This is a genomic window from Bacillus sp. D386 (genome assembly GCF_006346415.1).
The window spans coordinates 78577-104789 of sequence record NZ_VEMV01000004.1; the positions used below are offsets into that span (position 1 = coordinate 78577).

23 protein-coding genes, 1 pseudogene and 1 riboswitch are annotated in these 26213 nt (G+C 38.8%); of the genes and pseudogenes, 18 read left to right on the forward strand and 6 right to left on the reverse strand.

From position 1 onward, the window contains the following. Positions 1-171 precede the first annotated feature (171 nt). A riboswitch (SAM riboswitch) is annotated at positions 172-283 on the forward strand. A gap of 122 nt (positions 284-405) precedes the next feature. From FHY45_RS12440 to FHY45_RS12465, 6 genes are all read left to right on the forward strand, one after another. Continuing rightward, positions 406-1425, forward strand: a complete 1020-nt coding sequence (locus FHY45_RS12440) for a methionine ABC transporter ATP-binding protein (protein ID WP_139892042.1) — start codon at positions 406-408, stop codon at positions 1423-1425. A 17-nt stretch (positions 1426-1442) separates the two neighbouring features. After that, on the forward strand, positions 1443-2093 hold the full coding sequence (locus FHY45_RS12445; protein WP_066109774.1) for a methionine ABC transporter permease: 651 nt from the start codon (positions 1443-1445) through the stop codon (positions 2091-2093). A gap of 17 nt (positions 2094-2110) precedes the next feature. Then, positions 2111-2980 carry a MetQ/NlpA family ABC transporter substrate-binding protein gene (locus FHY45_RS12450; RefSeq protein ID WP_139892043.1) on the forward strand — a complete coding sequence of 290 codons (870 nt, stop codon included), beginning with the start codon at positions 2111-2113 and terminating at the stop codon, positions 2978-2980. Between the two features lie 56 nt (positions 2981-3036). Continuing rightward, entirely contained in the window at positions 3037-4245 is a 1209-nt protein-coding gene (locus FHY45_RS12455) for a M20 family metallopeptidase (protein ID WP_066109570.1), read from the forward strand. A 173-nt stretch (positions 4246-4418) separates the two neighbouring features. Next, positions 4419-5447 carry a UDP-glucose 4-epimerase GalE gene (gene galE / locus FHY45_RS12460; RefSeq protein WP_139892044.1) on the forward strand — a complete coding sequence of 343 codons (1029 nt, stop codon included), beginning with the start codon at positions 4419-4421 and terminating at the stop codon, positions 5445-5447. Positions 5448-5585: 138 nt separating this feature from the next. Then, a complete protein-coding gene (locus FHY45_RS12465; protein WP_139892045.1) occupies positions 5586-6374 on the forward strand; it encodes a carbon-nitrogen family hydrolase in 789 nt (262 codons plus the stop codon). 53 nt (positions 6375-6427) lie between these two features. On the opposite strand, the gene FHY45_RS12470 is transcribed toward FHY45_RS12465, so the two are convergent. Further along, positions 6428-7372 (reverse strand): ABC transporter substrate-binding protein, encoded by a 945-nt coding sequence (locus tag FHY45_RS12470; protein ID WP_066109564.1) that lies wholly within the window; start codon positions 7370-7372, stop codon positions 6428-6430. 162 nt (positions 7373-7534) lie between these two features. Between FHY45_RS12470 and FHY45_RS12475 the strand changes: the two genes are divergently transcribed. From FHY45_RS12475 to FHY45_RS12485, 3 genes are read left to right on the forward strand one after another with little or no spacing between them, the layout of a single operon-like run. Then, positions 7535-8563 carry a FecCD family ABC transporter permease gene (locus tag FHY45_RS12475; RefSeq protein ID WP_139892046.1) on the forward strand — a complete coding sequence of 343 codons (1029 nt, stop codon included), beginning with the start codon at positions 7535-7537 and terminating at the stop codon, positions 8561-8563. Continuing rightward, complete coding sequence (locus FHY45_RS12480; RefSeq protein ID WP_066109556.1) at positions 8560-9564, forward strand: FecCD family ABC transporter permease; 1005 nt, start codon at positions 8560-8562, stop codon at positions 9562-9564. The genes FHY45_RS12475 and FHY45_RS12480 overlap by 4 nt, the downstream gene beginning before the upstream one ends. 16 nt (positions 9565-9580) lie before the next feature. After that, positions 9581-10363: an ABC transporter ATP-binding protein gene (locus FHY45_RS12485; protein WP_139892047.1), complete on the forward strand. Its 783-nt coding sequence runs from the start codon at positions 9581-9583 to the stop codon at positions 10361-10363. A gap of 110 nt (positions 10364-10473) precedes the next feature. On the opposite strand, the gene FHY45_RS12490 is transcribed toward FHY45_RS12485, so the two are convergent. Further along, on the reverse strand, positions 10474-11937 hold the full coding sequence (locus tag FHY45_RS12490) for an alpha-amylase (RefSeq protein WP_139892048.1): 1464 nt from the start codon (positions 11935-11937) through the stop codon (positions 10474-10476). A 399-nt stretch (positions 11938-12336) separates the two neighbouring features. On the opposite strand from FHY45_RS12490, the gene purU reads away from it, so the two are divergent. The 6 genes from purU (at position 12337) to FHY45_RS12520 (ending at position 18290) form a co-directional block, all read left to right on the forward strand. Next, on the forward strand, positions 12337-13236 hold the full coding sequence (purU, locus tag FHY45_RS12495; RefSeq protein WP_139892049.1) for a formyltetrahydrofolate deformylase: 900 nt from the start codon (positions 12337-12339) through the stop codon (positions 13234-13236). A 48-nt stretch (positions 13237-13284) separates the two neighbouring features. Further along, complete coding sequence (locus FHY45_RS12500) at positions 13285-14223, forward strand: DNA-binding transcriptional repressor DeoR (protein ID WP_139892050.1); 939 nt, start codon at positions 13285-13287, stop codon at positions 14221-14223. Between the two features lie 256 nt (positions 14224-14479). Continuing rightward, positions 14480-15781 (forward strand): pyrimidine-nucleoside phosphorylase, encoded by a 1302-nt coding sequence (locus FHY45_RS12505; protein ID WP_139892051.1) that lies wholly within the window; start codon positions 14480-14482, stop codon positions 15779-15781. Between the two features lie 30 nt (positions 15782-15811). Next, complete coding sequence (gene deoC, locus FHY45_RS12510; protein WP_139892052.1) at positions 15812-16486, forward strand: deoxyribose-phosphate aldolase; 675 nt, start codon at positions 15812-15814, stop codon at positions 16484-16486. Between the two features lie 31 nt (positions 16487-16517). Further along, positions 16518-16916 carry a cytidine deaminase gene (locus tag FHY45_RS12515; RefSeq protein ID WP_066109535.1) on the forward strand — a complete coding sequence of 133 codons (399 nt, stop codon included), beginning with the start codon at positions 16518-16520 and terminating at the stop codon, positions 16914-16916. A 189-nt stretch (positions 16917-17105) separates the two neighbouring features. Continuing rightward, positions 17106-18290 (forward strand): NupC/NupG family nucleoside CNT transporter, encoded by a 1185-nt coding sequence (locus FHY45_RS12520; protein ID WP_139892053.1) that lies wholly within the window; start codon positions 17106-17108, stop codon positions 18288-18290. Between the two features lie 85 nt (positions 18291-18375). On the opposite strand, the gene FHY45_RS12525 is transcribed toward FHY45_RS12520, so the two are convergent. Continuing rightward, entirely contained in the window at positions 18376-19044 is a 669-nt protein-coding gene (locus tag FHY45_RS12525; protein ID WP_139892054.1) for a lysoplasmalogenase, read from the reverse strand. 149 nt (positions 19045-19193) lie between these two features. On the opposite strand from FHY45_RS12525, the pseudogene FHY45_RS12530 reads away from it, so the two are divergent. Beyond that, positions 19194-20400, forward strand: a pseudogene (locus FHY45_RS12530) (class I SAM-dependent rRNA methyltransferase). A gap of 39 nt (positions 20401-20439) precedes the next feature. Here the strand turns inward: FHY45_RS12530 and FHY45_RS12535 are convergent. Further along, positions 20440-20673, reverse strand: coding sequence for a hypothetical protein (locus FHY45_RS12535; RefSeq protein WP_066109526.1), 234 nt, complete (start codon positions 20671-20673; stop codon positions 20440-20442). Positions 20674-20833: 160 nt separating this feature from the next. On the opposite strand from FHY45_RS12535, the gene FHY45_RS12540 reads away from it, so the two are divergent. After that, a complete protein-coding gene (locus FHY45_RS12540) occupies positions 20834-21547 on the forward strand; it encodes a class I SAM-dependent methyltransferase (RefSeq protein ID WP_139892055.1) in 714 nt (237 codons plus the stop codon). Between the two features lie 469 nt (positions 21548-22016). Here the strand turns inward: FHY45_RS12540 and FHY45_RS12545 are convergent, their stop codons facing one another. Then, positions 22017-23282 carry a dicarboxylate/amino acid:cation symporter gene (locus FHY45_RS12545; protein ID WP_373925486.1) on the reverse strand — a complete coding sequence of 422 codons (1266 nt, stop codon included), beginning with the start codon at positions 23280-23282 and terminating at the stop codon, positions 22017-22019. Positions 23283-23394: 112 nt separating this feature from the next. Here FHY45_RS12545 and FHY45_RS12550 point away from each other — a divergent pair, with 112 nt between their 5' ends. After that, a complete protein-coding gene (locus FHY45_RS12550) occupies positions 23395-24264 on the forward strand; it encodes an AraC family transcriptional regulator (RefSeq protein ID WP_139892056.1) in 870 nt (289 codons plus the stop codon). A 70-nt stretch (positions 24265-24334) separates the two neighbouring features. On the opposite strand, the gene FHY45_RS12555 is transcribed toward FHY45_RS12550, so the two are convergent. After that, positions 24335-25984, reverse strand: coding sequence for a glutamine--tRNA ligase/YqeY domain fusion protein (locus FHY45_RS12555; protein WP_139892057.1), 1650 nt, complete (start codon positions 25982-25984; stop codon positions 24335-24337). Positions 25985-26213 lie beyond the last annotated feature (229 nt).

Sequence of the window (26213 nt, forward strand, 5' to 3'; positions counted from 1 at the left end):
CCAAAATGATTCATGAATTGGAAATATTCATGAATTTTAGTTGCTGTAACTTGATTTAGGATATTCTTTATTATAAATCAAAAATATTTTAAATATTATAAATTATTATTGACATTGCTAAACAAGATAGGATATAGTTGGAAACATCAAATTTAATTGAATAGCAAGCGATTCTTATCGAGAGAAGTGGAGGGATTTGGCCCTATGATACTTCGGCAGCGGATTTTTACTATGGTAAAAATACTGTGCTAATTCCAACAAACATCTGTTTGAGAGATAAGAGGAAGCTTTAAGCGAACATATTTCTACTTGTCTTTTTATGTATATGTTCATACAAAGCCTCTTCTGTCTAATGACAGAAGGGGCTTTTTGCATTTCGAATTTTTTAGGCCTGGAGGAGAGAACATGATTGAGTTTCGAAACATAAAAAAGTCATATCAAGCAAATGGTCAAAGCGTAGATGCTCTGAGAGGCGTTCATTTAACGGTTGAAAAAGGGGATATTTTTGGAGTGGTAGGATACAGCGGGGCCGGGAAAAGTACACTTTTGCGTTTAGTTAATATGCTTGAACGGCCTACTGAGGGGGAGGTCCTTGTGAATGGTAAATCGTTTGCCAGTCTCAAAGCAAAGGAATTAAGGGCAGAGAAAAAGAAAATCGGGATGATCTTTCAACATTTCAATTTACTTCAATCTAAGACGGTATTTGATAATGTAGCGATTCCATTGATACTATCCGGCGTTCGTAAATTAACGATTCAAAATAGAGTTCGAGAATTACTGGAGTTCGTGGGGTTATCAGCTAAGGGTCGAAGTTACCCGGATGAATTGTCAGGGGGACAGAAGCAGAGGGTTGGAATTGCGAGAGCTCTGGCCACGAATCCATCTATCCTGCTATGTGACGAAGCTACATCGGCATTGGATCCGCAGACGACCAGGGATGTTTTAGAGCTATTGAAAAAAATAAACCGAGAATACAATATAACAATTTTGCTTATTACACATGAAATGTCGGTGATTAAAGAGATATGCAATAAGGTCGCTGTCATGGAAAATGGGAGGGTTGTTGAGCAGGGTCCTGTTCTTGATATTTTTTCCAAGCCAACCACTGAGGTTGCCAAGCGGTTTGTTAGAACAGTCATTCACGACGAGATTCCGCAGAGCTTTTTGAAATCCTTAAAGGAGAATAAACCAGCAGTTTGGAAACTTAATTTTTTGGGATCTTCGTCTGGCAAGCATCTACTTTCAACAGTGGCGAAAAGTTTTGATGTCCATTTAAGTGTTCTTTCTGCCAATATTTCTGAAATACAGGAAACCCCTTTTGGAAATTTAATCGTTGAGGTCATCGGTGAAACAGAAGAAATAAAGAAGGCGATCCAATACATAGAGAGTGAGGATGTGCTCTTGCAGGAGGTTAAGCTATCATGAATGAACAGTTTTTAGGAATGGAAATTACACTTGAACAGTTACTGATTGGATTCAGTGACACACTCTATATGGTTTTCTTCTCCTTACTATTCGCGGCCGTGATTGGATTGCCTTTAGGGATTTTACTCGTCATAACGAGAAAGGGTCACATTCTGGAGAATAAGTGGGTGTTTAATATATTGAACCCAATCATTAATATTTTACGCTCGGTTCCCTTCATTATTTTATTGGTGGCTTTGATTCCATTTACACGATTGGTTGTTGGATCGGCGATTGGAACGAATGCCGCCATTGTACCGCTTGTATTTTATGCAGGTCCTTATATTGCCAGATTGGTTGAAAATTCATTATTGGAAGTTGATAAGGGAATTATTGAAGCAGCTCAGTCAATGGGCGCTACTGAATGGCAGATCATTTTTCGGTTTTTAATACCAGAGGGACTTAGCTCTCTTGTTTTAACCTTTACAACAGCAACTATTGGGCTGGTTGGAGCCTCAGCAATGGCAGGGGCAGTAGGAGCTGGAGGAGTTGGAGATCTTGCCCTCACCTATGGTTATCAGAGGTTTGACACTAACACCATGATTGTAACCGTTGCGGCACTGGTAATCATTGTACAGCTTTTACAATCCATAGGTAATACGCTGGCTAGAAAAATAAGAAGACGATAAAGAAGGAGATGGAAAAAATGAAAAAACTTTTTCTTACTATTTTAATAATTGCATGTACTGTCGTAACAGCAGCATGTGGAAGCGATTCGAAAGGCAGTGCAAAAGAGGGCAGCTCTACCATTAAGGTTGGAGTAAGCAGCGGAGACACAAGAATATGGGATTATATTGCTGAACTCGCTAAGGAGAAGGGGCTCAATATAGAGCTTGTAAAGTTCAGTGATTATATTTTGCCGAATACAGCTCTAAATGATGGTGAAGTGGACGCTAATGCATTCCAAACAATCTCTTATTTTGAAGAACAAGTGGCGGAAAGAAAATTAGATCTTGAGCCACTAAGCTCTACTGTTATTGCACCAATGGGAATCTACTCAAATAAGCATAAGGATTTAAAGGAATTGCCTGATGGGGCTAAAATTGCTGTCCCTAATGAAGGTACAAATCTTGGCCGGGCGCTACTTCTTTTGCAGGAGGCTGGCTTCATTACACTAACAGATAATTTTGATGGAATAGGCTCTTTGGAAAAAATTAAATCAAATCAAAAAAATATTAAACTCGAACTGGTAGCTGCCGGGAATACACCGCGTTTTCTTGAAGATGTAGATGCATCTATTATAAACAATAACTTTGCGGTTGAGGCAGGATTGACATTAAAGGATGCCTTGTTCCATGAAAGTGCAACGGCCAAACCATACATTAATATTATCGCTATAAAAAAAGGGGATAAAGACCGCGCTGAGCTAAAAAAACTGGCAGACATCTATCATTCCGAGGAAGTGGAGGATTTTATCCTTAAAACATTTAAAGGAAATACCATTCCGGCTTTTGTTTCAATAGAAGAATTGGTTAATTATCAGGATGCCTGGACCAGCCCGGCAGTCGATCAATGAATTACTTCGGATACTAACATAGGTATAAGATTATTAGAGAGATTGGAGGCAGAGCAATGATTAAAAACGAAGGTCGCATTTTTCATAAAGATATTATCAATGAATATATAGATCAGCAGAAAAACAAATATATAAATATAAGCCACCAAATTCATGAAAATCCAGAAATAGGGAATGAAGAATTCTTTGCATCTGAAACACTGACCAAGGTATTAATCGATGCTGGCTTTGAGGTAACAAATGATATTGCTGGCCATAAAACTGGATTTTTAGCGAGGAAATCATCCTCAAAGCCGGGGCCTACGATAGCTTTTCTTGCCGAGTATGATGCGCTTCCTGGCCTTGGCCATGCATGCGGCCATAATATCATTGGCATCACCAGCGTAGCGGCTGGAATTTCGCTTGGTTTAGTACTCGAGGAAATAGGGGGAACGGTACTTGTTTACGGTACCCCGGCAGAAGAAGGGGGTCAAAATGGAAGTGCGAAGGGCAGTTATGTAAAGCATCAATTGTTTGACGGTGTGGATGCAGCTATTATCATTCATCCTTCTGGTCAAACGAGAACAACTCAGCCTTTCTTGGCTGTTAATCCCCTTGACTTTCATTTTTATGGGAAACCGGCGCATGCTGCGGCAGCACCAGAGGAAGGGATTAATGCACTTGATGCGGTCATCCAGTTATTTAATGGGATTGGCGCATTGAGACAGCAGCTGCCGACAGATATAAGGGTTCATGGCATTATTCCAAATGGAGGAGATGCACCTAATATCATTCCTGATTATGCCTCTGCAAGATTCTATATTAGAGCTTCAACTTGGAAAAGTTGTGAGGAAATATCGGAAAGGATTATTCAGATTGCCAAAGGTGCGGCGTTGGCAACCGGAGCCGATGTAAAAATAGAAAGATTTCAAAATGAAGTTCATGATTTCGTTCTGAACACGGCTCTTGATGAGGTACTTCGAGAAGAACTGGCAGCTCTAGGTGAGGAGGTTGTACAGGGTACGCGGAATGCATCCGGTTCAACAGATGCAGGAAATGTAAGCCATGTTGTTCCGACAGCGCATCCTTATATCAAAATTGGTCCGAATGATCTAATTGCCCACACAAAAGAATTTAGAGAGTGTGCTATATCAGAACTTGGAGACCAAGCCGTCATTACTGGTGCAAAAGCCTTGGCCAATACAGGTTATCGCCTTCTGACAAATCAGTCGTTACTGCAGAGGATTAAGGATGAATTCCTTAAAGCTAAAACAAGTGATATTTAAACAAGCCTAAATATCGACTTGCGACAATATAAATTGAGTATCCACTGCCCTGTTCTTCTTTTAGTATTTTTAACTCATAAAGAAATTAAGTACCACATAATTCTAAATAAGGTGAAATTAGTGTATGTGTATTTCTAATTACCAATCGTGAGAAACAGGGGAGTGGATCATGGATGGCGATACTCATTACAGGTGGTGCTGGTTATATAGGCAGCCATGCGGCAGTTGAATTCTTAAAAGCGAATTATGATATTGTGGTGCTGGATAATTTCTCTAACAGTCATGTGGAAGCAATTGAAAGAGTGAAAGAGTTAGCTGGTAGGAACTTTCCTTTCTATAATATAGATTTAGTAGATAAGGAAGCTGTTGACCAATTGTTTGCAAAATATGATTTTGATTCAGTTGTCCATTTTGCCGGTTTAAAAGCAGTTGGTGAGTCCATTTCGATGCCTCTGAAATATTATGAAAATAATGTGACGGGTACCATCAGACTATGTGAAGTTATGGCGAAGCATCAGGTGAAGAAGCTGGTATTCAGCTCTTCTGCCACTGTATATGGTATGCCGGATCGGGTACCGATTGATGAGTCCTTTCCATTATCAGCAACCAATCCATATGGCCGTTCAAAATTAATGATAGAGGAAATCCTGTGTGACTTGCATGTTTCCGATCCAGAATGGAGTATCGCCTTGCTGAGGTACTTCAATCCTATAGGAGCTCATGAATCAGGAAGAATCGGTGAGAATCCAAGTGGTATTCCCAATAATTTAATGCCATATATCACACAGGTTGCCATTGGAAAAAGAGATAAATTATCCGTTTTTGGCAGCGATTATGAAACTCATGATGGTACCGGTGTTCGCGACTATATCCATGTAGTCGATTTAGTGAAGGGCCATTTGAAGGCATTGGAATATCTGCAGGGTAGATCTGGAGTAGAAGCATTTAATCTTGGAACAGGAAACGGATATAGTGTCCTGGACCTGGTGTATGCTTTCGCAAGTGTTAGCGGAAGGAAAATCCCTTACGAATTAGTGGAACGGAGGCCCGGTGATGTGGCTGTTAGTTACGCTGATTCCGTAAAGGCCGCAAAGGTACTGGTCTGGAAAGCAGAAAAGAGTCTGAAGGATATGTGCGCAGATTCATGGAAATGGCAAAGGCAAAATCCGAATGGTTATGATCAGACAATTATAAATTCTTAGTGGAGAATTGGATGATGGAGTTGATGATTAAGCCCGATTCCATTTTCATTTACATATTGGGTAAACAGATAGCATCAAAGTTGCTATCAGCCATGTATTGAAATAACCTATTTAATAGAAGAGAGAGGGGGAAGCCACCTGAAAATCGCCTGTGTACAAATGGATATCGAGTATGGAAAGCCAAATGAAAATTTTAAGCATGTAACAGAGTCTATATCTGAGGCGGCCCAGAATGGTGCGGATTGTATTGTGCTACCTGAAATGTGGAATACAGGCTATGCACTGCAACAGCTGGGGGATCTTGCTGATCTTGAAGGAAAGGAAACGATTAAGCTACTTTCCTCACTGGCCTTAAAGTACAATGTCAATATTGTTGGCGGCTCTGTTTCTGTGAAAACCTCAAAAGGGTATTTTAATAGAATGTATGTATTCAATCGCTTTGGAGAGGTCATATCTGAGTATGATAAAGCTCATCTTTTTAACGTAATGGATGAACATCAATATCTTATAGCGGGACAAAAAGAGAATTTATTTAAGATAGATGGGAACATGAGCGGAGGCCTGATTTGCTATGATATCCGCTTTCCCGAATGGGTAAGAAAACATGCTTTGGCGGGAGCAAAGCTTATATTCGTAGTGGCAGAATGGCCGGAAGCAAGAGTGGATCATTGGGTAACGCTCTTGAAGGCACGAGCCATAGAAAACCAGCTATTTATTATAGCTGTCAACCGAGTCGGAAAAGATCCTAATAACACATTCGGCGGGTTTTCCATGGTTATCAATCCATGGGGCGATACAATTGCAATTGGTTCTACAGCAGAATCTATCCTTTATGCTGACTTAAACATACAGGAAGTCGATCAGGTACGAACTCGCATCTCCGTTTTTGAGGACCGAAGAGAGGATTTATATAATAGAAAAAAGTAAGCTTCAGACATACAATAAAAAGGAGACTCTTAAAAAAGAGCCTCCTTTGTTTATTATTTAGTTAAGGAATCTAGTACCAAATCGATTGTTTTAGCATTGGCCGTTTTAGCATTGGTTGTCCAGTTGCTGGAATCTTCAAATGTATAAACATTTCCTTTTTGGACAGCCGGAATGGATCTATAAATAGAGCTGTTTTCCAATGTTTCCATTCCTGGTTCGCCGCTCGCTGCAGCAATAAAGAGGTGGTCTGCATCCAAATCCGCTAATGCCTCAAGTGAAGTGCCCTGCCATGTTGCCTGTGCTTCACCAAGTTTACTAATATAAGTTGGCATCTTAATTCCTAAATCATTATAGAGTACATTTGAAGCGTAACGATCACCCTCGAAAACAAAGTACTGACCGCCTGTTACCCAAATCAGAGCGGCAGACTCATCTCCGATTTTCTCTTTAACTGCTGTTTTAGCTTCCGCAGCTTTATCCTCATAGTCTTGAATTGCTTTTTTTGCCTGATCTTCTTTACCGAACAACTCGCCCATTTTTGTCAGTAAAGTTCTCCAGTCAGCAGCATCTTCTTCCTTAAATACATAGGTTGGAGCTACTTTTTTGTATTCCTCATACTGGCCTTCCTGAATAGCAGCTTCAGATTCGAACATAATTAAGTCTGGTTCCGCTTCGATCACATCTTCTATCGGCATATCCCATGAAATCAAAGGAACATCCTTAAGTTCATCCTGTAAATAATTATGAACAGTTGTACCGATTGACCATTGAGCAGCAGGTTTAATGCCTAAAGTGACTAAATAATCCTCTAAATTTGGTGCCAGTATTCTTTTAGGGTCTTTAGGGAAGCTCATTTCACCGATTGCATCTGTAACCTTCTTGTCAGACTGCTCCTTGTTAGAAGTATCATTGTCATCATTTGAGCCACAGGCTGCAAGCAATAATACTGCACACAGCATGAATACCAGAAGACGTGTGTATTTATTATTTATTACCATTGCTATATCCTCCTTTAGTATGTAAAATAAATTCGTTACTATTAATGATAATCATTCTCATTTGAAGGGTCAAAGGAAATTCATACCTATTCATTTTAAGGTAACACTAGAAAGGTGGATTCCTTTGGACTACATATTATAATTTTGAAGGACTGAACGTACGTGCAGAAGAACGAGGATAGAAATATTCCATCTCGCAGGGAACGGATTGGCATTGTTCTCCCGCTGTCTTTTTTACTACTACTAGTTATTTTTATTACTTCATTAATAATTGGAACAAAAATGATAGACCTTTCAACAGTATGGGAGGCTTTGCTCCATAGAAATCCTGATAATGTGACACATCAGATTATTTGGGAAATCAGATTGCCGCGGGCACTGATGGCAGGCCTTGTTGGGGCATACTTAGCCATTTCTGGTGCTGTTATGCAGGCATTGACTAGAAATCCACTTGCTGAACCATCTCTTTTGGGAGTATCCAATGGGGCTGCATTTGCTTTAGTTTTATCATTAACGGTTTTCTCTGGATTATCCATAATGGGTTCTATTAGTGCATCCATGATTGGAGCAGGATTGGCTGTCCTATTGGTATTTTCTTTATCTGCCTTATCCAGAGGAGGGGTAACACCAGTTAAATTGGCTTTGGCGGGTATGGCAACTGGGATGTTTTTAAGTTCTTTGACAACCAGCATGGCTTTATATTTTGATGTCACGAAAAATATTAGCTTCTGGTATGCAGGTGAATTGGCGAATAGTCATTGGGTTGAGGTAAAAATAATTACAGCGGTTGGCTTAATAGGATTGCCTATTTTACTTAGTATTGCACATTCGCTTACGTTATTATCGCTTGGTACGGATGTAACGAAGGGGCTTGGGGTTAACATCAAGCTAGTCCGAGCTTTAGGAATTATCATTATTTTATTACTGACTGGCAGCTCGGTTGCGGTCTCTGGGACGATTGGTTTTATCGGTCTTGTCATTCCTCATATAACCAGGATGTTGATTGGAACGGACTATAGAAAGTTACTGCCTCTCGCAGCTGTTCTCGGAAGTGCCTTGTTATTGTTGGCCGATGTTGCCTCAAGAGTGATTAATCCCCCATATGAAACTCCGGTTGGTGTTATGACAGCACTTATTGGAGTTCCTTTCTTCCTGTACCTTGTTCGCAGTGAAGGGAGGCAATTGTTTTGAAGAAGATTGCTAATTTGCCAAGAGTATGGATTGCTTTGTTCATACTAATTATTACGGTCAGTTTAATCAGTCTGAATATAGGAAAGGTCAGTATTTCACCAGCAGAGGTGTGGCAGACGATTGTGGGAAATGGAACAGCTAAGCAGGAGCTTGTTTTATTTGAGATCCGGTTGCCGGCTATCTTACTGGCTATTTTGGTAGGAGCAGGAATGGCTATATCGGGAGCAGTATTGCAAACAGTTGCTCAGAATGAATTAGCGGAGCCTGGGATATTAGGGATTAATGCAGGTGCTGGTCTTGCTGTATTAATTTATATTACTGTATTTCAATCTACGCTTGGCAGTCAGAGCCAGATAGGTACATTTATTATGCCTTTCTTTGCATTTGCCGGAGCCATGCTTACAGCCGTATTGATATTGGCATTATCATGGAAGAAAGGGCTGCACACGATTCGCCTTCTTTTAGTTGGAATCGGTATTAATGCTGGATTTTCAGCTGTCTTAACTGCCATGCAGCTCAGATTGAATCCGCATGATTTCATGAAAGCGATAGTTTGGTTATCCGGAGATCTTTGGGCTACACAGTGGAAATATGTGTGGGCCTTGCTGCCGTGGTTTTTAATCTTAATTCCATTTATTTTATATAAATCACACACACTAAATGTATTAAATCTTGGGAGTCTTGTATCGTCAGGACTGGGAATTCGTACAGAAAAAGAGCGCTTAGTTTTAATTGGTGCCGCAGTTGCATTGGCTGGGTTAGGTGTGACAGTTGGCGGGGGGATTGCTTTTCTTGGACTAATAGCACCCCATATTGCAAGGAAGCTTGTTGGTCCTAAACATGGGGCATTTTTACCAGCTTCAGCTATGATTGGAGCCCTTATTTTGCTGTTGGCAGATATGCTGGGTAAAAATATGTTCCGTGTCGATATTCCTTCAGGGGTAATCGTCTCTATTATCAGTGCTCCATATTTTATTTATCTCTTAATGAAATCAAAGTAGAGGAGGGGTAAACCTTTTGGAATTGTCAGCTCGGAATTTAAAAATAGGCTACGACGGAAATGTAATTGTTCCTTCACTGAATTTAGATATAAAAAAAGGAGCGATTACAGCCATTATTGGTCCAAATGGCTGTGGAAAATCGACTATTTTGAAGACAATGGCAAGATTACATCCAGCTATGTATGGATCAGTTATTTTAGATGGAAAAGATATTAAGAATACACCTACAAAGGAGATTGCCAGAAAAATGGCTATCCTGCCCCAGTCACCGGAAGCTCCTGCCGGTCTTTCTGTAACCGACTTGGTCTCTTATGGAAGAACTCCATATCAGGGCGGTTTCTCACGCTTAAATGAACATGACAGAGAAATGGTCGATTGGTCGATTCGTGTTACTGGATTAAGTGATTTTAAAAATCATGCAGTGGACTCCTTATCCGGCGGGCAACGTCAGCGTGCATGGATTGCAATGGCAATTGCCCAGGAGACGGGGTTATTGTTACTGGATGAACCAACCACGTATTTGGATATGGCTCACCAGCTGGAGGTTCTTGAGCTTTTAAAAAAACTGAATCACGAGGATGGCCGAACCATTGTGATGGTGATCCATGATTTGAATCATGCTAGCCGGTTTGCAGATGAATTGGTTGCGATTAAAATGGGTCAGTTAATTTTACAGGGGAGTTCTAATGAAGTTATGAGTTCGGAAGTATTAAAAGAAGTATTCCAGATTGATGCTTCTATTGTAGAGGATCCCAGAACCGGTAAACCGGCAATCATTTCGTATGATTTAGTGAAATGATGAAAAATATGAGGGGGCTATGAGTGATGAAACACTGCAGTAAACAGTGTTTCATCACTCAAAAGCCCCCTGTTTATATAAATTCTGGATGCTACTCTAGCTTAAGCTTTTTAATCTTCTGGGTCAGGCTTGGTCCACACAGAAACACTGCCACCATTTACAGGGAATGTTGCCCAGCCTTCCTCGTCAATCTCAATCTTATCTGGTCGGTTGCTTGTACAATCAGTCCATATTTCTCCGGCACGTTCAGCTCCTACACACATTCTTTTTTCGCCCTCGTCACCGTTTGAAATAACAACAGCGCAGCCAGAGTTCTCCTTTTCTTCGGTTCCTAATCTTACCCACCCAATGGTATTTGGATGGTCAAAGTAATCGACCTGTCCTCCATAGGCTTTATGGACCCTTGCATAAAGAAGCGGATCAATCAGTTTGTTTTTTCTCCCAACTGGGTTTTCGCCGCCAACTCCATAATAATCCCCGTAAAAAACACACGGGTAACCGTCATGGCGAAGTAAGATGAGTGCATAAGCAGATGGTTTAAACCAATCTTCGATCCATGATTCCAGAGATTCTTCCGGCTGTGAGTCATGGTTGTCTACGAAGGTTACCGCATTTAAAGGATTAGATTCTACTAGAGTATTATGAAAAATGGTTGTAAGGTCAAAATCTCGTCCCATTTGAGAAGCTTGATGTAATTTATAGTGGAGAGGCACATCAAATAAATCAAGTGTATGATCAACTTTTTCTAAATACTCCTGGCATGCCCGTAAATCGGGATTCCAGTATTCTCCCACCATATAAAAGTCATCACCATGAGCTTCTCTCATTTCAATGGCAAATTCTTTAATAAAGGTATAATCAATATGCTTAATGGCATCTAAGCGATATCCCTCACATTTAATTGTTTCAGCGAGCCATCTTCCCCAATTTTTCATTTCATTTCGTACATCTGGAAGGCGATAATCAATATTGGCAAACATTAAATAGTCATAGTTTCCAAACTCTTTATCAACATGTTCATTCCAGCCTTTATTTTCACCGAGAATTTTAAATACACCTGTTCGAATGGTTCCTTCATCATAATCAGTTCCATTGAAATGCTCCATATTCCATTTGAAATCAGAATACGTATTACCGCGCCCGGGAAACGTGAACTTCGTCCAGCCATCGATATCAAATGGTTCCGATATCTCTTGTGTACGGTCATTCTGATCAACTTCTACAACCTTAAATCTCTCTGTTTCATCCGCACCTGCTTTATGGTTCATAACGATGTCTGCATACACACAAATATCATTTTCTTTGCATGCTTCAACTGCTTCTATCAACTCATCCTTCGTACCATATTTCGTGCGTACAGAACCATTTTGATCAAATTCCCCTAAATCATATAAATCATATATACCATAACCTGTATCTTCAGGTGTTTGTCCTTTCGTTGGGGGTGGGATCCAAACAGAATCTATTCCGCAGTTTTTTAATACTGGTGCTAATTCCTTCAACCGTTTCCAATGAGTACCATCAGGTAAAATATGCCACTCAAAAAATTGCATCATTGTATGGTTATGCCCCATTTGTACCACCTCGCATCTCTCTATTAGCAGCTTCAACTATAAAACAATATTTACCTATTTACCCGCTAAGCATACCTTTAGAAACATGAAATGAAAATATAATTAATAAATCGTATTTGTTGCGAGAAGTACGTCTCTTAAGATGGGAAAACAAATAGTCAAAATGAATAAGAATCAACATTCACACGGTGAATAAGAACGTTGGTGAATAAAATTATAATGCTGGCAAATCAACGATTATAAAGGCTTGATGAGGAAGTGCTACATTTTGCTCTTTTACCGAAACAATTAAATTATTAGTATAAAAATATTTCAGCAGGTAGGATGGAATATTTGTGATAAAATGTAAGGAATGTAAGCGGATAAATACATATCTGTGCAGATCAGGATGGTGAGGGAATGGAAACGATCGCTGAAAAGCATGTAAATCTGTATAAAGAGAGTCAGCGAGATAAAGGGCGCCTGCTAATTAGCTGTCCGGACAAAAAAGGAATTGTGGCAGCAGTATCTGATGTCTTGTTTAAACAAGGCGCTAACATCCTGGAATCAAATCAATATTCAACAGACAGTAATGGCGGTACGTTTTTTATGAGGATCGAATTCGAATGCCCTGATTTGGCTAAAAACGAGAAGAAACTAAAAGAAGAATTCCTTTCAATAGCGAATAAGTTTAAGATGAAGTGGGATATAATTTTTAACTATCACATAAAGAAAACGGCTATATTTGTTTCAAAGGAGCTCCATTGTTTAAGAGAGCTGCTATGGGAGTGGCAATCAGGAGATTTAATGACAGAGATTCCGATCGTAATCAGTAATCATCTGGCTGCTAAAGAGCTGGTAGAATCGCTGCACATCCCTTTTTACTATATACCTGTGTCGAAGGAAACAAAGGAAGATGCGGAGTTAAGGCAGAAGGAGCTGCTCGATAAACATCAAATCGATCTAATCGTGTTAGCGCGCTACATGCAAATTCTTTCGCCAAGCTTTGTTGAAATGTATGAGAATAAAATCATTAATATTCATCACTCCTTTTTGCCGGCGTTTATGGGAGCACGACCGTATGAAAGAGCGTTTGCACGTGGGGTTAAATTAATTGGAGCAACCAGTCATTATGTAACAGATGATTTAGATGAAGGGCCCATCATTGAACAGGATATTATGCGGGTTAATCATCAGGATAATATTCAGCAATTGAAGAAAATAGGACAATCCATTGAAAGAAATGTGCTGAGCAAAGCTGTGAAATGGCACTTACAGGACAGGATTATTGTTCAGGGGAATAAGACAATTGTTTTTTAGGTCAATAAAATAAAAGAGTGAAAATTAGTGGAAAACTAGGGGACCAAAATGGAAGCGGATAAAAAAAGTAAAGTGATAGAAGCTGCTAAACTTTATTATTTACTGGATTATACACAGAATGAAATTGCAAAAAAACTCGGTGTTTCAAGGCCTACGGTGTCACGTATGCTGCAAAAGGCTAAAAGAGAAGGGATTGTCCAAATTAAAATAGATGATATGGAAGAAAATTTGGAGAATCTTGAGGTTAAACTTGAAGAAAAATATAAGTTAAAAAAGGCAGTAGTAACACCTGTACCACAATATGAGGATCACACTATCAAAACTTCTATTGGATTAAAGGCTGCAGAATATCTTGATACAATTGTTAAGGATGATGACATTATAGGAGTGACATGGGGAACGACTCTCTATCATGTGGCAGTGGAGTTGAAGAAAAAGGCAGTAAATAATGTGAAGATTGTGCAGCTTAAAGGTGGAATCAGCCATTCCGAGACGCATACCTATGTATCAGAAATTCTATATTTATTCGGGAAGGCTTTCCGTACTACTCCATTGCATTTACCTTTACCGGCGATTGTCGACCAGGTAGTTGTTAAACAAGCAATGATGGCAGACAGACATATTAAAGGAATTATTGAAACTGGAAAAGAAGCTAATATTGCATTATTCACATGTGGGCCGGTTAAACCAGAATCTCTGCTCTTTAAGCTTGGTTATTTTACGGAAGAAGACTTGGAGATGCTTTATTCTAAGGCTGTGGGTGATATTTGTTCACGCTTTTTCGATTCAAAGGGAAATATATGTAACAACTCATTGAACGAACGTACTTTGGGAATTGACCTTGAAGAGCTGAAGGAAAAAGAATATTCGATATTGGTTGCCGGCGGTACTCAAAAGGTAGATTCCATTCACGCGGCTCTAAAGGGACAATTCGCCAATGTATTAATCACCGATCAATATACGGCAAGGTTTATTTTGGATAAATAAATATATCACCTATATATGAATATGGTTCTAACCTCCTGTTTATCCTAATAGGAGGTTTTTAGTGTTAAAAAATGGATAAAGGGGTCAATAAGGATACACCTACAAAATGTTTTACATTTGTTCACACTTTAATGTTACTTTTGTTCAATTAATATGGTATAGTTAGTTTTGTAAGTGCTACCAATATTTTCACTTACATGGTTATTCCAAGTAATGGTGGCTATTTTACGATAATTCAAAAATGAGGTGTAAAATCATGAGAATGGTTGACGTTATTGAAAAGAAACGTAACGGTCATGAGTTGAATAAAAGTGAAATCCAGTTTGTTATTGAAGGATTTACGAATGGAAGTATACCCGATTATCAAATGTCAGCATTTGCTATGGCGATTTATTTTCAAGGTATGACTCAGGAAGAAAGAGTTAACCTAACTGAGCTAATGGTTGAATCAGGAGATCAAATTGATCTTTCACAAATAAAGGGCGTAAAAGTAGACAAGCATAGTACTGGTGGTGTTGGTGACACAACAACACTTGTGTTGGCACCTTTAGTAGCAGCACTTGGAGTACCGGTTGCAAAAATGTCCGGACGTGGTCTAGGTCATACAGGCGGAACCATTGATAAGCTGGAAGCTGTTCCAGGATTTCATGTAGAAATTTCAAATGAGGATTTTATTAATCTTGTAAATAAAAATAAAATTGCTGTTATTGGACAAAGCGGTGACTTAACACCAGCTGATAAAAAACTATACGCATTACGTGATGTAACAGCAACAGTTGATTCTATTCCTCTAATTGCAAGCTCCATCATGAGCAAGAAAATTGCAGCTGGAGCAGATGCTATTGTCCTGGATGTTAAAACAGGCGATGGGGCATTCATGAAAAACCTTGATGATGCAAAAGAATTAGCAAGAGCAATGGTTGATATCGGGAATGGAGTTGGCAGAAATACAAAAGCTATCATTTCAGATATGAGTCAGCCACTTGGATTTGCAGTTGGTAATGCATTGGAAATTAAAGAAGCTATCGACACATTAGTAGGTAAAGGTCCGGCTGATTTACATGAACTATGCTTAACTTTGGGAAGCCATATGGTCATACTAGCTGGTAAAGCTGAAACAACTGAAGAGGCACGTGGCATGCTTGAGGAAGTTATGCATAATGGAAAAGCGCTTGAAGTATTCAAAACATTCCTTGCTTCACAGGGCGGGGATGCATCTGTGATAGATGATCCATCCAAACTTCCAACGGCTAAATACCTTATTGAAGTCCCTGCAAAGTCTTCTGGATATGTTGCTGGTATTCAGGCGGAGGAAATTGGTGTTGCTGCCATGATGCTTGGAGCAGGCCGTGCTACGAAAGAATCTGTAATTGACTTGGCTGTTGGAATTGTTTTGAATAAAAAAGTTGGCGATGAAGTTGCGGAAGGCGAATCACTTGTAACTGTACATTCCAACTCAGAAGAAATTGCCAATGTATTGGAAAAAATTTACGGAGCATACAACATCAGTACTGAAAAAGTACAGGCTCCAACATTAATTTACACAGAAATTCATTAATATAAGCTTTTGGAAGGCAGGAATTAAGACATGACTACAAAATTAACATCTTTAATCGACCATACGTTATTAAAAGCGGATGCTAGAGAAGAACAAGTAAAGACAATTGTTGAAGAGGCAAAGGAATATAAATTTGCATCTGTATGTGTGAATCCAACATGGGTAAAAAAATGTGCAGAAATGCTAAAAGATACACCCGAAGTAAAAGTATGTACAGTCATTGGTTTCCCTCTTGGAGCGAATACTCCTGAAGTAAAAGCATTTGAAACTACTAATGCAATCGAAAATGGTGCAGACGAAGTCGATATGGTAATCAATATCGGTGCTATGAAGGATGGCCGTTATGATGAGGTTGAAGCTGATATTAAAGCAGTAGTTGATGCAGCAAAAGGTAAAGCATTAGTAAAAGTGATCATCGAAACATGCCTATTAACAAAAGAAGAAATTGAGAAAGCATGTCAGCTGGCTGTTTCTGCTGGTACAGACTTTGTTAAAACATCAACTGGATTCTCTACAGGCGGAGCAACAGTGGAAGACATCGCTCTAATGAGAAAAACAGTTGGAGCAGAAATCGGCGTTAAAGCTTCCGGCGGTGTTAGAAGTCTTGAGGATGCAAAAGCGATGACAGAAGCTGGTGCTACACGTATTGGTGCAAGCTCTGGAGTCTCTATTGCAAAAGGCGAAACAGCAAATTCAGACTATTAATTAATTGAAGAAGTTTGTGGGAGGCCCCCTAATGGATAAAAACAGTTTAATTCAAGAAGCAATCGAAGCACGTAAACAGGCATATACACCTTATTCTAAATTTAAGGTGGGAGCAGCTGTCTTAACTACAAGTGGACATGTTTTCCGTGGATGTAATATCGAAAATGCATCATACGGCCTGACAAATTGCGCTGAACGCACAGCCATATTTAAAGCTGTTTCAGAAGGTGAACCAAAAGTAGAGGCAATTGCTATTGTTGCCGATACGGAAGGTCCGGTTTCACCATGTGGAGCTTGCCGACAAGTAATAGCTGAGTTTAGTGATAACAATACAAAAGTCTATCTATCCAACTTGAAGGGTGATCTGTTGGAGACTTCAATTGCAGAATTACTGCCAGGATTTTTTAAATCGACGGACATGGGGAAATAAAGTGAAACTAATGCTTCGGTGGGGTACCGCCGGCCAATAGTTGAACGGGATAATTTAAATCATTAACCAAGAGCGTTTCCGGCTCCAATCTCTAAACAAGTAGTATTGGAGCCGGATTCTGTAAAGTAGAATGGGTTTTTTAGTTAAGGTGTACACGTAAAATAATCTAAACATCTTAGTGGAGGAATTATGAAATATTTAATTTCAATCATCGGGTTACTTGCAGTGGTAGGGTTGGCTTTGTTAGTGAGTTCAAACAGGAAACAAATCAAGTATAAATATATTGGGATAATGGTTGTTATTCAAATTGCGTTAGCAGCTTTATTATTAAATACTAAATTCGGCTTTGTTTTAATCCAAGGGATTGCCACCGTATTTGGATATTTACTGAAATTTGCAGAAGCAGGGGTATCATTTGTGTTTGGCGGAATGGCAAATGAAGGAGAAGCACCATTTTTCCTTACAGTACTATTGCCAATTGTTTTTATATCGGTATTAATCGGAATATTACAGCACTTTAAAATACTTCCTTTTATTATGAAGGGAATTGGCCTTCTGTTAAGTAAAGTGAACGGAATGGGTAAACTTGAATCATACAATGCAGTTGCCTCAGCTATGGTCGGACAATCAGAGGTATTCATAACGGTGAAAAAACAATTGGGGCAATTACCGCCTCACCGTTTATATACTTTATGTGCATCGGCTATGTCTACAGTTTCAATGTCGATTGTCGGCGCATATATGACAATGATCGATCCTAAATATGTCGTAACCGCTTTAGTGGTCAATCTATTTGGTGGATTTATTATTGCTTCACTGATCAATCCTTATGAAGTTGATGATAAAGAAGATATTCTCGTTGTAGCAGAAGAGGAAGAAAAACAAACCTTTTTCGAGATGATTGGTGAATATATCATGGATGGCTTTAAAGTCGCAGTTACCGTAGGAGCCATGCTAATTGGTTTCGTGGCGTTAATGGCGTGTATAGATGCCTTGTTTGATATGACTATTGGTGTATCCTTCCAACAAATACTTGGATATATCTTTGCACCATTTGCCTTCATAATGGGTGTACCATGGTCGGAAGCAGTATCCGCAGGTGGAATTATGGCTACTAAACTAGTAACTAATGAGTTTGTTGCGATGATTAGCCTGACAGAAATAGCAGATACATTTAGTGAACGTACACTGGGAATTATCTCTGTATTCCTTGTTTCCTTTGCAAACTTCTCCTCAATCGGAATTATATCCGGTGCAGTGAAAGGTCTACATGAAAAGCAAGGAAATGTGGTAGCGCGTTTTGGCTTAAAATTACTCTTTGGAGCTACGCTTGTAAGTGTATTATCCGGTATTATTGTAGGCTTGGTTCTCTAGTTATATAAATATAAATTAGAAAAAAGCAGATTCGTGCGAATCTGCTTTTTTTAATAGGTTTGAAAGTTACAGTATTGCGCAGAAATTATCCCCTTAACGGCTTTATACGTAAAGGAGTGGTCAGACCAGATGTCTTGCTAATACTGGAGGCTATTGTGTATTGAGCAGCATAATAAGTTGACATGATTAAAAAATGCGAGTATGGAACATCAGATATAAACATATTCCATGATAATATAGTGTCAGAAATGACGAAGAGCAAGCTGCCGATTATCGCATATAAATTCCCCGTCATGAAGGCTGCCCATGCCATAAAAGAAATAGCGCCAATATAGATAACAACAGGAATAATTAATCCATCATTTCCCGTCTCTTGAAGGGCATTTATAAGTTTATTGCCTATGATCAGGTCAAATGCAAGGAGCGGAAAAATGGATAAAAGGCGAATTTTAGAGAAATTCCATCTCCTTAGAAAGCCTGCGATATAAATGATATGTCCGATCAGAAAGAAGCTTAGCCCAATTATAAACCAGTGAAGCAGCCCATCACCGAGCATACAAAAAAACAGTCCGGTAAGGATGAGTCCTTTATTTTTGTGTCCTTCAGCAGGTTTTTGAAGATAGGCAAAGTAGATAATTAACCACATTGGAATGAGCTTGAATAGCAATTTGATTCCAAACGGCTCAGCTGGAATGAAAAAAATATAGATAATACTCATTACTAAAATGAGAAGAGTAAGTAATTTAACCTTCATGTAATTCCCTCCTTCCTGTGAATGTAACATAAAGTATTTGATGGAGATAGCGGAAAATCCTTCATTTTACTTAGTATTAGTTTTGAGAGGAAGGCAGTTTTCGATATACTGTAAGTAGAAAAGATTAAAAGAGAGTATGTGAAATATAGATGAGTTCAAGTAATAAGGAAATAATTTGTGAAGTAAAACCAAGAGATAGCAAAAAATTAAGAAATGGATTTCCGCTTATTTTAAAGGAGGCTATTGTGTCTCCTCAAAAACTGCAGGAGGAAGGTCAAATTCTTAAGCTTGTTGATGATTCAGGTCGCTTTATTGCCAAAGGATATTTTGGAAAGCAGAATAAAGGATATGGCTGGGTATTAACAAGACAGGAAAATGAATCTATTAACCAAGCGTTCTTTGATGAAAAAATTCGAAAGGCTCTGGATAAGCGAGCGCACTATTTCCAACAAGAAGATACAACAGCTTTCCGTGTGTTCAATAGTGAGGGTGACGGAATTGGCGGTCTCATTATTGATTTTTATGATGGATATTTTGTCATTCAATGGTATAGCCAAGGGATCTACTCATTTAAAAGATATGTTTTAGAGTCTTTACGCAGATTAACAGATTTTAAAGGAATCTATGAAAAAAAAACGTTTCGATACAAAAGGAAAATACATTGAAGATGATGATTTTGTTGAAGGGCAAGAAGGTGAGTTTCCAATCATCGTAAAGGAAAATGGCGTGCATTTTGCAGTCAATCTGAATGATGGTGCTATGGTAGGTGTTTTCTTAGATCAGCGTGATGTACGCAAAACAATCCGGGACCACTATGCTAAAGGAAAGACAGTTGTAAATATGTTTTCTTATACGGGAGCATTTTCTGTGTTTGCGTCATTAGGTGGAGCGAAAAAGACGACCAGTGTGGATCTTGCCAATAGAAGCCGGGCGAAAACGATTGAACAGTTCAGTGTAAATGGAATTGATTATGAAGCACAGGATATCATCGTAGAGGATGTATTTAAGTATTTTAAATATGCACGCAGAAAAGAGCTAAAGTTTGATATGGTTATTCTCGACCCGCCAAGCTTTGCAAAGTCCAAGAAATTCACCTTCAGTGCAGCAAAGGATTATACAAATCTGCTGAAGGAATCAATCGCAATCACTGAAAAAGGTGGTCTGATTGTTGCTTCAACAAATTGCAGCCTGTTTGGAATGGATAAATTCAAATCTTTTATCGACAGTGCATGTAAGGAAATGCATCAGAAATATAAAATTGTTGAAGAATTTTCATTACCGGATGATTTTAGAACGATCAATGAATACCCAGAAGGTAATTACTTAAAAGTAGTGTTTATCCAATTAGCAAGATAATAAAAATGGCCTCGTAATGAATATACGAGGCCTTCTTTTTTAGAAAAATAAAGCTCCTAGAGCAAAGCCGGTAATAAGGCCAAGTCCAACCGGATAGCCCCAGCCTCCTCCGCCCCAGCCCCAATAGCCATAGCCATTCTGTCCGCCATGTGGCTTAATCCATACATGGCTTCTAGTGACTCTTGTGATTGTCCCGGCATGAACACGATTATGACGGTCAGTTATGCGCACATTTCGACCAATATGTTTATTGCATAGGTTGTAATAGTTCATTTACCTGATGCCCCTTTCAAATAATGTCTTCTTTGTATTGTATTGATAGATGGACAACTTGACTGTTTGTTTACCTAAAATTCCAATAAAAAATCCAATGCTAAGCCAAGAACCAAAAAAAAGAAGAGGCATACAATGTGTAAAACACTGACAGAGGTGGATGATGACCACATTTACGTATATGGATTTATTATCTAAGCTTGGAATTGGAGGAGCTCATCCGGGAGGGCTAAGGGCAACAGAAATTATGCTGAAGGATGAGCCTATTAATCAAGACACCGTCATTCTTGATGTGGGCTGTGGTACGGGACAAACCAGTGCTTATTTATATAATACCTATCATGCAAACATTATAGCGCTCGATGCCCACCCACTCATGATTCAGAAAGCAAAGAACAGGTTTTTGCAATTGCAATTACCTATACAGACAGTAGAAGCCTCGTTGGAAGCTATTCCAATGAAGAATCAATCCACTCATTATGTTCTGGCTGAATCCGTTCTATCCTTTGTTGAAATAGAGCCTGTTCTTAGAGAAATGCTAAGAGTATTAAAGCCTGGTGGTGTTTTGTATGCCATTGAACTGACCATGCAAGGACCGCTTTCTGAAATAGAACAAAAACAGATTGGACAGTTTTATGGATTTCAACAGATGTGGAACGAAGATAGATGGAGAGACGCTATGAAAAAGGCCGGGTTTGCGGACGTGCAATTTAGAACGTTGCCATCCTTTTATGATGATCATGAGCCTTTGACAGAGTTTCATCCATCAGAGGAGGTTCCTGAAGCAATATTTGATTTAATGGAACAGCATGAAACGTTTGTGCTTCAATATCGTGAAGCAATGGGCTATCGGATAATTCGTGCGCAAAAATAATGTTATAGAAGCACCTGATTTTATAAGCAGGTTTCTTCTATGTCATATGATCTTCAAAGCAAGAAGTACTCTGGATTAGGTTAGATTACGTTAAGGAATTATGAACATGGAAGTGCTAAACTTTTCCTGTTTAATTCTGATCCTTAAAGAACTAGATACGGACATAGCTTTCACGATTAAAAGATGGTATGGCTTCTCGAAGTGATAGTAAGCTCGAAATTCCAGGAAGAGGTATTTACCCTGGAACAACACTGGATATCTTTGAAAAACTATTAATTTATGAATGATAAATAATTGGAGCATTAAAGATTACCGGATTTTGTTGACCGTGGAAACGTGACTCGGAGAATTTGCACGCCCAGCATCTTGTGCACTATTTTAAAGAGTGGGATTTTTGATGATAGAAAAAACAGCAGATAAACTTCTTTCACATAGGAAGTTTGTCTGCTGTTTTTTTAATTCATTGAAGTTATGCTTTAGCTGTTTTACTAAGTGAGTTTTGCAGCCAGTTTTTACCCTCAACCAGACGAGCTACGAGCATTGCACATACTGTGTTTCCAGTTGAGTTCAATAAGGTTGCAGGAATATCAATAATTGTGCTGATTACAGCGATAATTGGCAGCACCTCTGGTGAGAAACCAAATACAGAAAGAATGAGCATTTCTCCTATCATACCGCCGCCAGGTATAGCTCCCATGACAGCTCCGACAAGGAAGGAAACAGCAAGAATACTTAAAATGCTTGATACACTTGTCATGTCTTTGCCGAAGAGGCTGAATAGAAAGACAATCTTCAAAACTCCTCCAAAGACAGATCCATCTTTATGTGTATTGGCACCAAGAGGGATGACAGTCTCAGCAATATCGTCTGGAACTCCGATTCTTTTAGTAGCTTCCAGGTTGATAGGTATACAAGCAGCACTTGAGCATGTTGCTATAGCAGTTACGGATGGAGGAAGGGCATTCTTCCAAAATACATTGATACCATTTTTGCCTGCTGCTATATAAGCATATAAAGTAAAGAAACCAAAGAAGTAGATGATACTTAAAATCATATACAGAGCAAATGAACGGGCATATCCTTCAAGAATTTGCGGCCCAAGCTCTCCAATAATTGTGGCAAAATAACAGCCTAATCCGATAGGGGCATAGTACATGATAATTTTGACAACCTTCATTAATACTTCAGTTGCTGAGCTCATCAATTGTGCAACAGGCCGACCTTTTTCCCCAGCCATAGCTGTAGCCAATCCAACTAATACGGAAAATACGATTAATTGTAATATATGATTTTTGGATAAGAGCTCTGAGAAATCACTTACTGTAAAAGTGTTAACTAACTGGCCCAGGAAAGAAATTTCTTCTGTTTCAACCACTTCAGTGTTTGACATTAATTCTTTAATGGATGATACATCGGAATCCCCAATTGGATTCATAAAAGTTGTACCGATAAAGCCGAGTACCGCCGCAATAAGAGCGGTTGTGAAGAACACGATGACAATACTGCCCATGATTTTTCCGAGACGCTTCATTTCACTCATATTTGCAATAGCGGAAGTGATACTGAAAAATACAAGCGGAACGATAATCATGAATAATAAGTTCAGAAATAAATCCCCGAATGGCTTAATAACTGCTATATCGGGACCGATCAGATAACCGGCTACCCCACCAATCGCGATTGCCAGCAGTAAGATGATGGAACCTTTATAATTTAAAAAGATTTGTTTCACTATTTTCACTGCCTCTCAATAATTAGTACTATAAGCATACTTGACTATTTTACCACATTCTATGAAAATATTGCTTAAAACATGGTAAAAAGTGCTCTTAAACAGGAGGAATATCATGCATGAATTCAATAGATGGCAATCAGAGAGAAGGGGAATCCTAAATCAGGAAATAAAAGTCTTTCACATTAAAGACCAAATAGTGAATGAATTCGAATATCATTATCATGATTTTAATAAAATCATCATCTTTATTAAAGGAAACGTCACTTATATGATAGAAGGAAAGGCTTATAAACTGAAGCCGTGGGATTTGCTCATCATAGGGCATGGACAAATCCATAAGCCTATTATTGATCCAACGGAAGAATATGAGCGTTTTATCATTTGGTTCGACCCAGCTATGGTTTCCAAACATAGCAGAGAAAATAGCAATTTATTGATGTGTTTTGATTTGGCTGCCCGTCGTGAAATTAATCTAATACGGATTACAGATAAGCCACTTGAAAAAATCAAAAGCATTGTTCAGGAATTAATAGAGACTGAACGGGAGGCTGCTTTTGGAGATGATATTTTAAAATCGGCTCTGTTAATGCAATTGCTGATTATTATTAATCGTATTTTTATTCATGATGAAGCAGCAGCGCATTCACAGGATATCCTTTTTGATAAAAATATAACAGAAGTCTTAACGTATATTAATCAACATTTAAATGAGGATCTTTCTATACAGGTATTAGCATCAAAATGTTTTTTGAGTAAGTATCATTTAATGAGAAAGTTTAAATCCTATACAGGGTACACGCTGCATCAGTATATCCTGCAGAAGAGATTATATCTAGCAAAATCGATGCTCTCGAAGGGGGAATCCATGACACATATTTCCCAAAGTGCAGGTTTTAATGATTATTCAACCTTTGTAAGGGCCTTTAAAAAGGAGTTTGGGCTGTCACCGAGGGAGTATTTAAAAGCAAGTAATTATGAATAAAAACCGATTCCATTTCAAATCAACATGACAAAGGACCGTGTATGACCACGGTCCTTCAGTGTTTATAGCCTTAGATTTTAAAGGAACTCTTCAGAGATACAATTAAGTTGAAGATTAAATGTTCAGCTGTTGTATCCTTAGGGTCAACATTAAAGTACCCATGACGGAAGAATTGGAATTTCTCATTAGGTTGAACATCTTTCATATTTGGCTCAACAAAGCCGTTTTCAATAATTAATGAGTTAGGGTTTACATGATCAAGGAAGCTTCCGTCTTCCTCTGCTTCTTCATCAAGAATAAGCGGTTCATATAAGCGGAATTCAGCTGGAATAGCTTGTGTAGCTTCAACCCAGTGAATAGTTCCCTTTACTTTACGTCCAGTGAAACCAGTTCCACTCTTTGTTTCAGGGTCATAGGTACAACGAAGCTCTATCACATTGCCTTCCTCATCTTTAATAACTTCTTCACATTTGATGAAGTAAGCATGCTTCAGACGCACTTCATTTCCAGGGAATAGTCGGAAATATTTTTTTGGAGGATTCTCCATAAAGTCCTCTTGCTCAATATAGATTTCTCTTGAGAATGGAATTTGACGAGTTCCCATCTCAGGATTTTCTGGATTGATTTCTGCATCAAGCATTTCAACTTGTCCTTCCGGATAGTTGGTGATAACCACCTTTAATGGTTTTAAGATTCCCATTGTTCTTGGTGCTTTTAATTTCAAATCTTCTCTTACGAAGTGCTCGAGCATTTTCTCATCCACAATTCCGCTTGTTTTAGCGACACCAATTTCTCGGCAGAAATTACGAATTGCTTCTGGAGTATAGCCTCTTCTTCGCAGACCGGAAATGGTAGGCATTCTTGGATCGTCCCAGCCATCTACATAGCCTTCCTCAACCAATTGTTTTAGCTTACGTTTACTCATAACTGTATTTGTTAAATTTAAACGGCCAAACTCATACTGTCTTGGTGTGCTTTCCATCTCACATTCTTTAATAACCCAGTCGTAAAGCGGACGCTGGTCTTCAAACTCCAACGTACAAATGGAGTGAGTAACACCCTCAATTGCATCCTCAATTGGATGGGCGAAAGCATACATAGGATAGATACACCATTTATCACCAGTGTTATGGTGAGTTGCATGAGCGATTCGGTAAATAACCGGGTCGCGCAAATTGATGTTTGGTGAACTCATATCAATTTTGGCACGAAGTACCTTTTCGCCATTGCCGAATTCACCATTACGCATACGTTTAAATAGCTCTAAATTCTCTTCTACAGAGCGGTTACGGTAGGGACTCTCTTTACCTGGTTCAGTTAATGAACCGCGATATTCACGGATTTCGTCTGCGCTTAAATCGTCAACATAAGCCAATCCTTTTTCAATTAACAAGATGGCGCGATTATACATTTCTTCAAAGTAATCAGAGGCAAAGAAGAGGTTGTCCCAATCAAATCCAAGCCATTTGACATCTTCTTTAATAGATTCAACATACTCCGTATCTTCTTTTAACGGATTTGTATCATCAAAACGTAGATTTGTTTTTCCTTTAAATTCATCAGCAAGTTCAAAATTTAAAACGATAGATTTTGCATGTCCAATATGCAAATAACCATTTGGTTCAGGAGGGAAACGAGTAATAATTTGATCTGTTTTACCTGATTTTATATCATCAATAACGATGTTACGAATAAAATTTGACGTATTGTGCTCCACCATCTTCAACCTCTTTCGCATAAACTAGTAGTTTCATTCTAATGGAAATAATCCCATGTCGCAAGAAGCCTAAAAATAATTACATTTTCACTATTTGTGCGTTCTTCTAATATAGTAATTTTATTGTTTGTATTTAGTATAACTGTATTTACCTTTGCCAATACATCATATTGCTTAAAAAAGATAGCCAGGAGCAGGTATCCCAGGCTAATAAGGAATTAACCCCATTTTT

Coding starts and splice junctions, on each gene's coding strand:
- galE (WP_139892044.1), top strand. CDS start 4,419: ATGGCGATACTCATTACAGGTGGTGCTGGTTATATAGGCAGCCATGCG.
- FHY45_RS12515 (WP_066109535.1), top strand. CDS start 16,518: ATGGATAAAAACAGTTTAATTCAAGAAGCAATCGAAGCACGTAAACAG.
- FHY45_RS12540 (WP_139892055.1), top strand. CDS start 20,834: ATGATGACCACATTTACGTATATGGATTTATTATCTAAGCTTGGAATT.
- FHY45_RS12500 (WP_139892050.1), top strand. CDS start 13,285: ATGGAAGCGGATAAAAAAAGTAAAGTGATAGAAGCTGCTAAACTTTAT.
- FHY45_RS12440 (WP_139892042.1), top strand. CDS start 406: ATGATTGAGTTTCGAAACATAAAAAAGTCATATCAAGCAAATGGTCAA.
- FHY45_RS12525 (WP_139892054.1), bottom strand. CDS start 19,044: ATGAAGGTTAAATTACTTACTCTTCTCATTTTAGTAATGAGTATTATC.
- FHY45_RS12470 (WP_066109564.1), bottom strand. CDS start 7,372: ATGGTAATAAATAATAAATACACACGTCTTCTGGTATTCATGCTGTGT.
- FHY45_RS12555 (WP_139892057.1), bottom strand. CDS start 25,984: ATGGTGGAGCACAATACGTCAAATTTTATTCGTAACATCGTTATTGAT.
- purU (WP_139892049.1), top strand. CDS start 12,337: ATGGAAACGATCGCTGAAAAGCATGTAAATCTGTATAAAGAGAGTCAG.
- FHY45_RS12520 (WP_139892053.1), top strand. CDS start 17,106: ATGAAATATTTAATTTCAATCATCGGGTTACTTGCAGTGGTAGGGTTG.
- FHY45_RS12445 (WP_066109774.1), top strand. CDS start 1,443: ATGGAAATTACACTTGAACAGTTACTGATTGGATTCAGTGACACACTC.
- FHY45_RS12535 (WP_066109526.1), bottom strand. CDS start 20,673: ATGAACTATTACAACCTATGCAATAAACATATTGGTCGAAATGTGCGC.
- deoC (WP_139892052.1), top strand. CDS start 15,812: ATGACTACAAAATTAACATCTTTAATCGACCATACGTTATTAAAAGCG.
- FHY45_RS12450 (WP_139892043.1), top strand. CDS start 2,111: ATGAAAAAACTTTTTCTTACTATTTTAATAATTGCATGTACTGTCGTA.
- FHY45_RS12490 (WP_139892048.1), bottom strand. CDS start 11,937: ATGGGGCATAACCATACAATGATGCAATTTTTTGAGTGGCATATTTTA.
- FHY45_RS12550 (WP_139892056.1), top strand. CDS start 23,395: ATGCATGAATTCAATAGATGGCAATCAGAGAGAAGGGGAATCCTAAAT.
- FHY45_RS12505 (WP_139892051.1), top strand. CDS start 14,480: ATGAGAATGGTTGACGTTATTGAAAAGAAACGTAACGGTCATGAGTTG.
- FHY45_RS12455 (WP_066109570.1), top strand. CDS start 3,037: ATGATTAAAAACGAAGGTCGCATTTTTCATAAAGATATTATCAATGAA.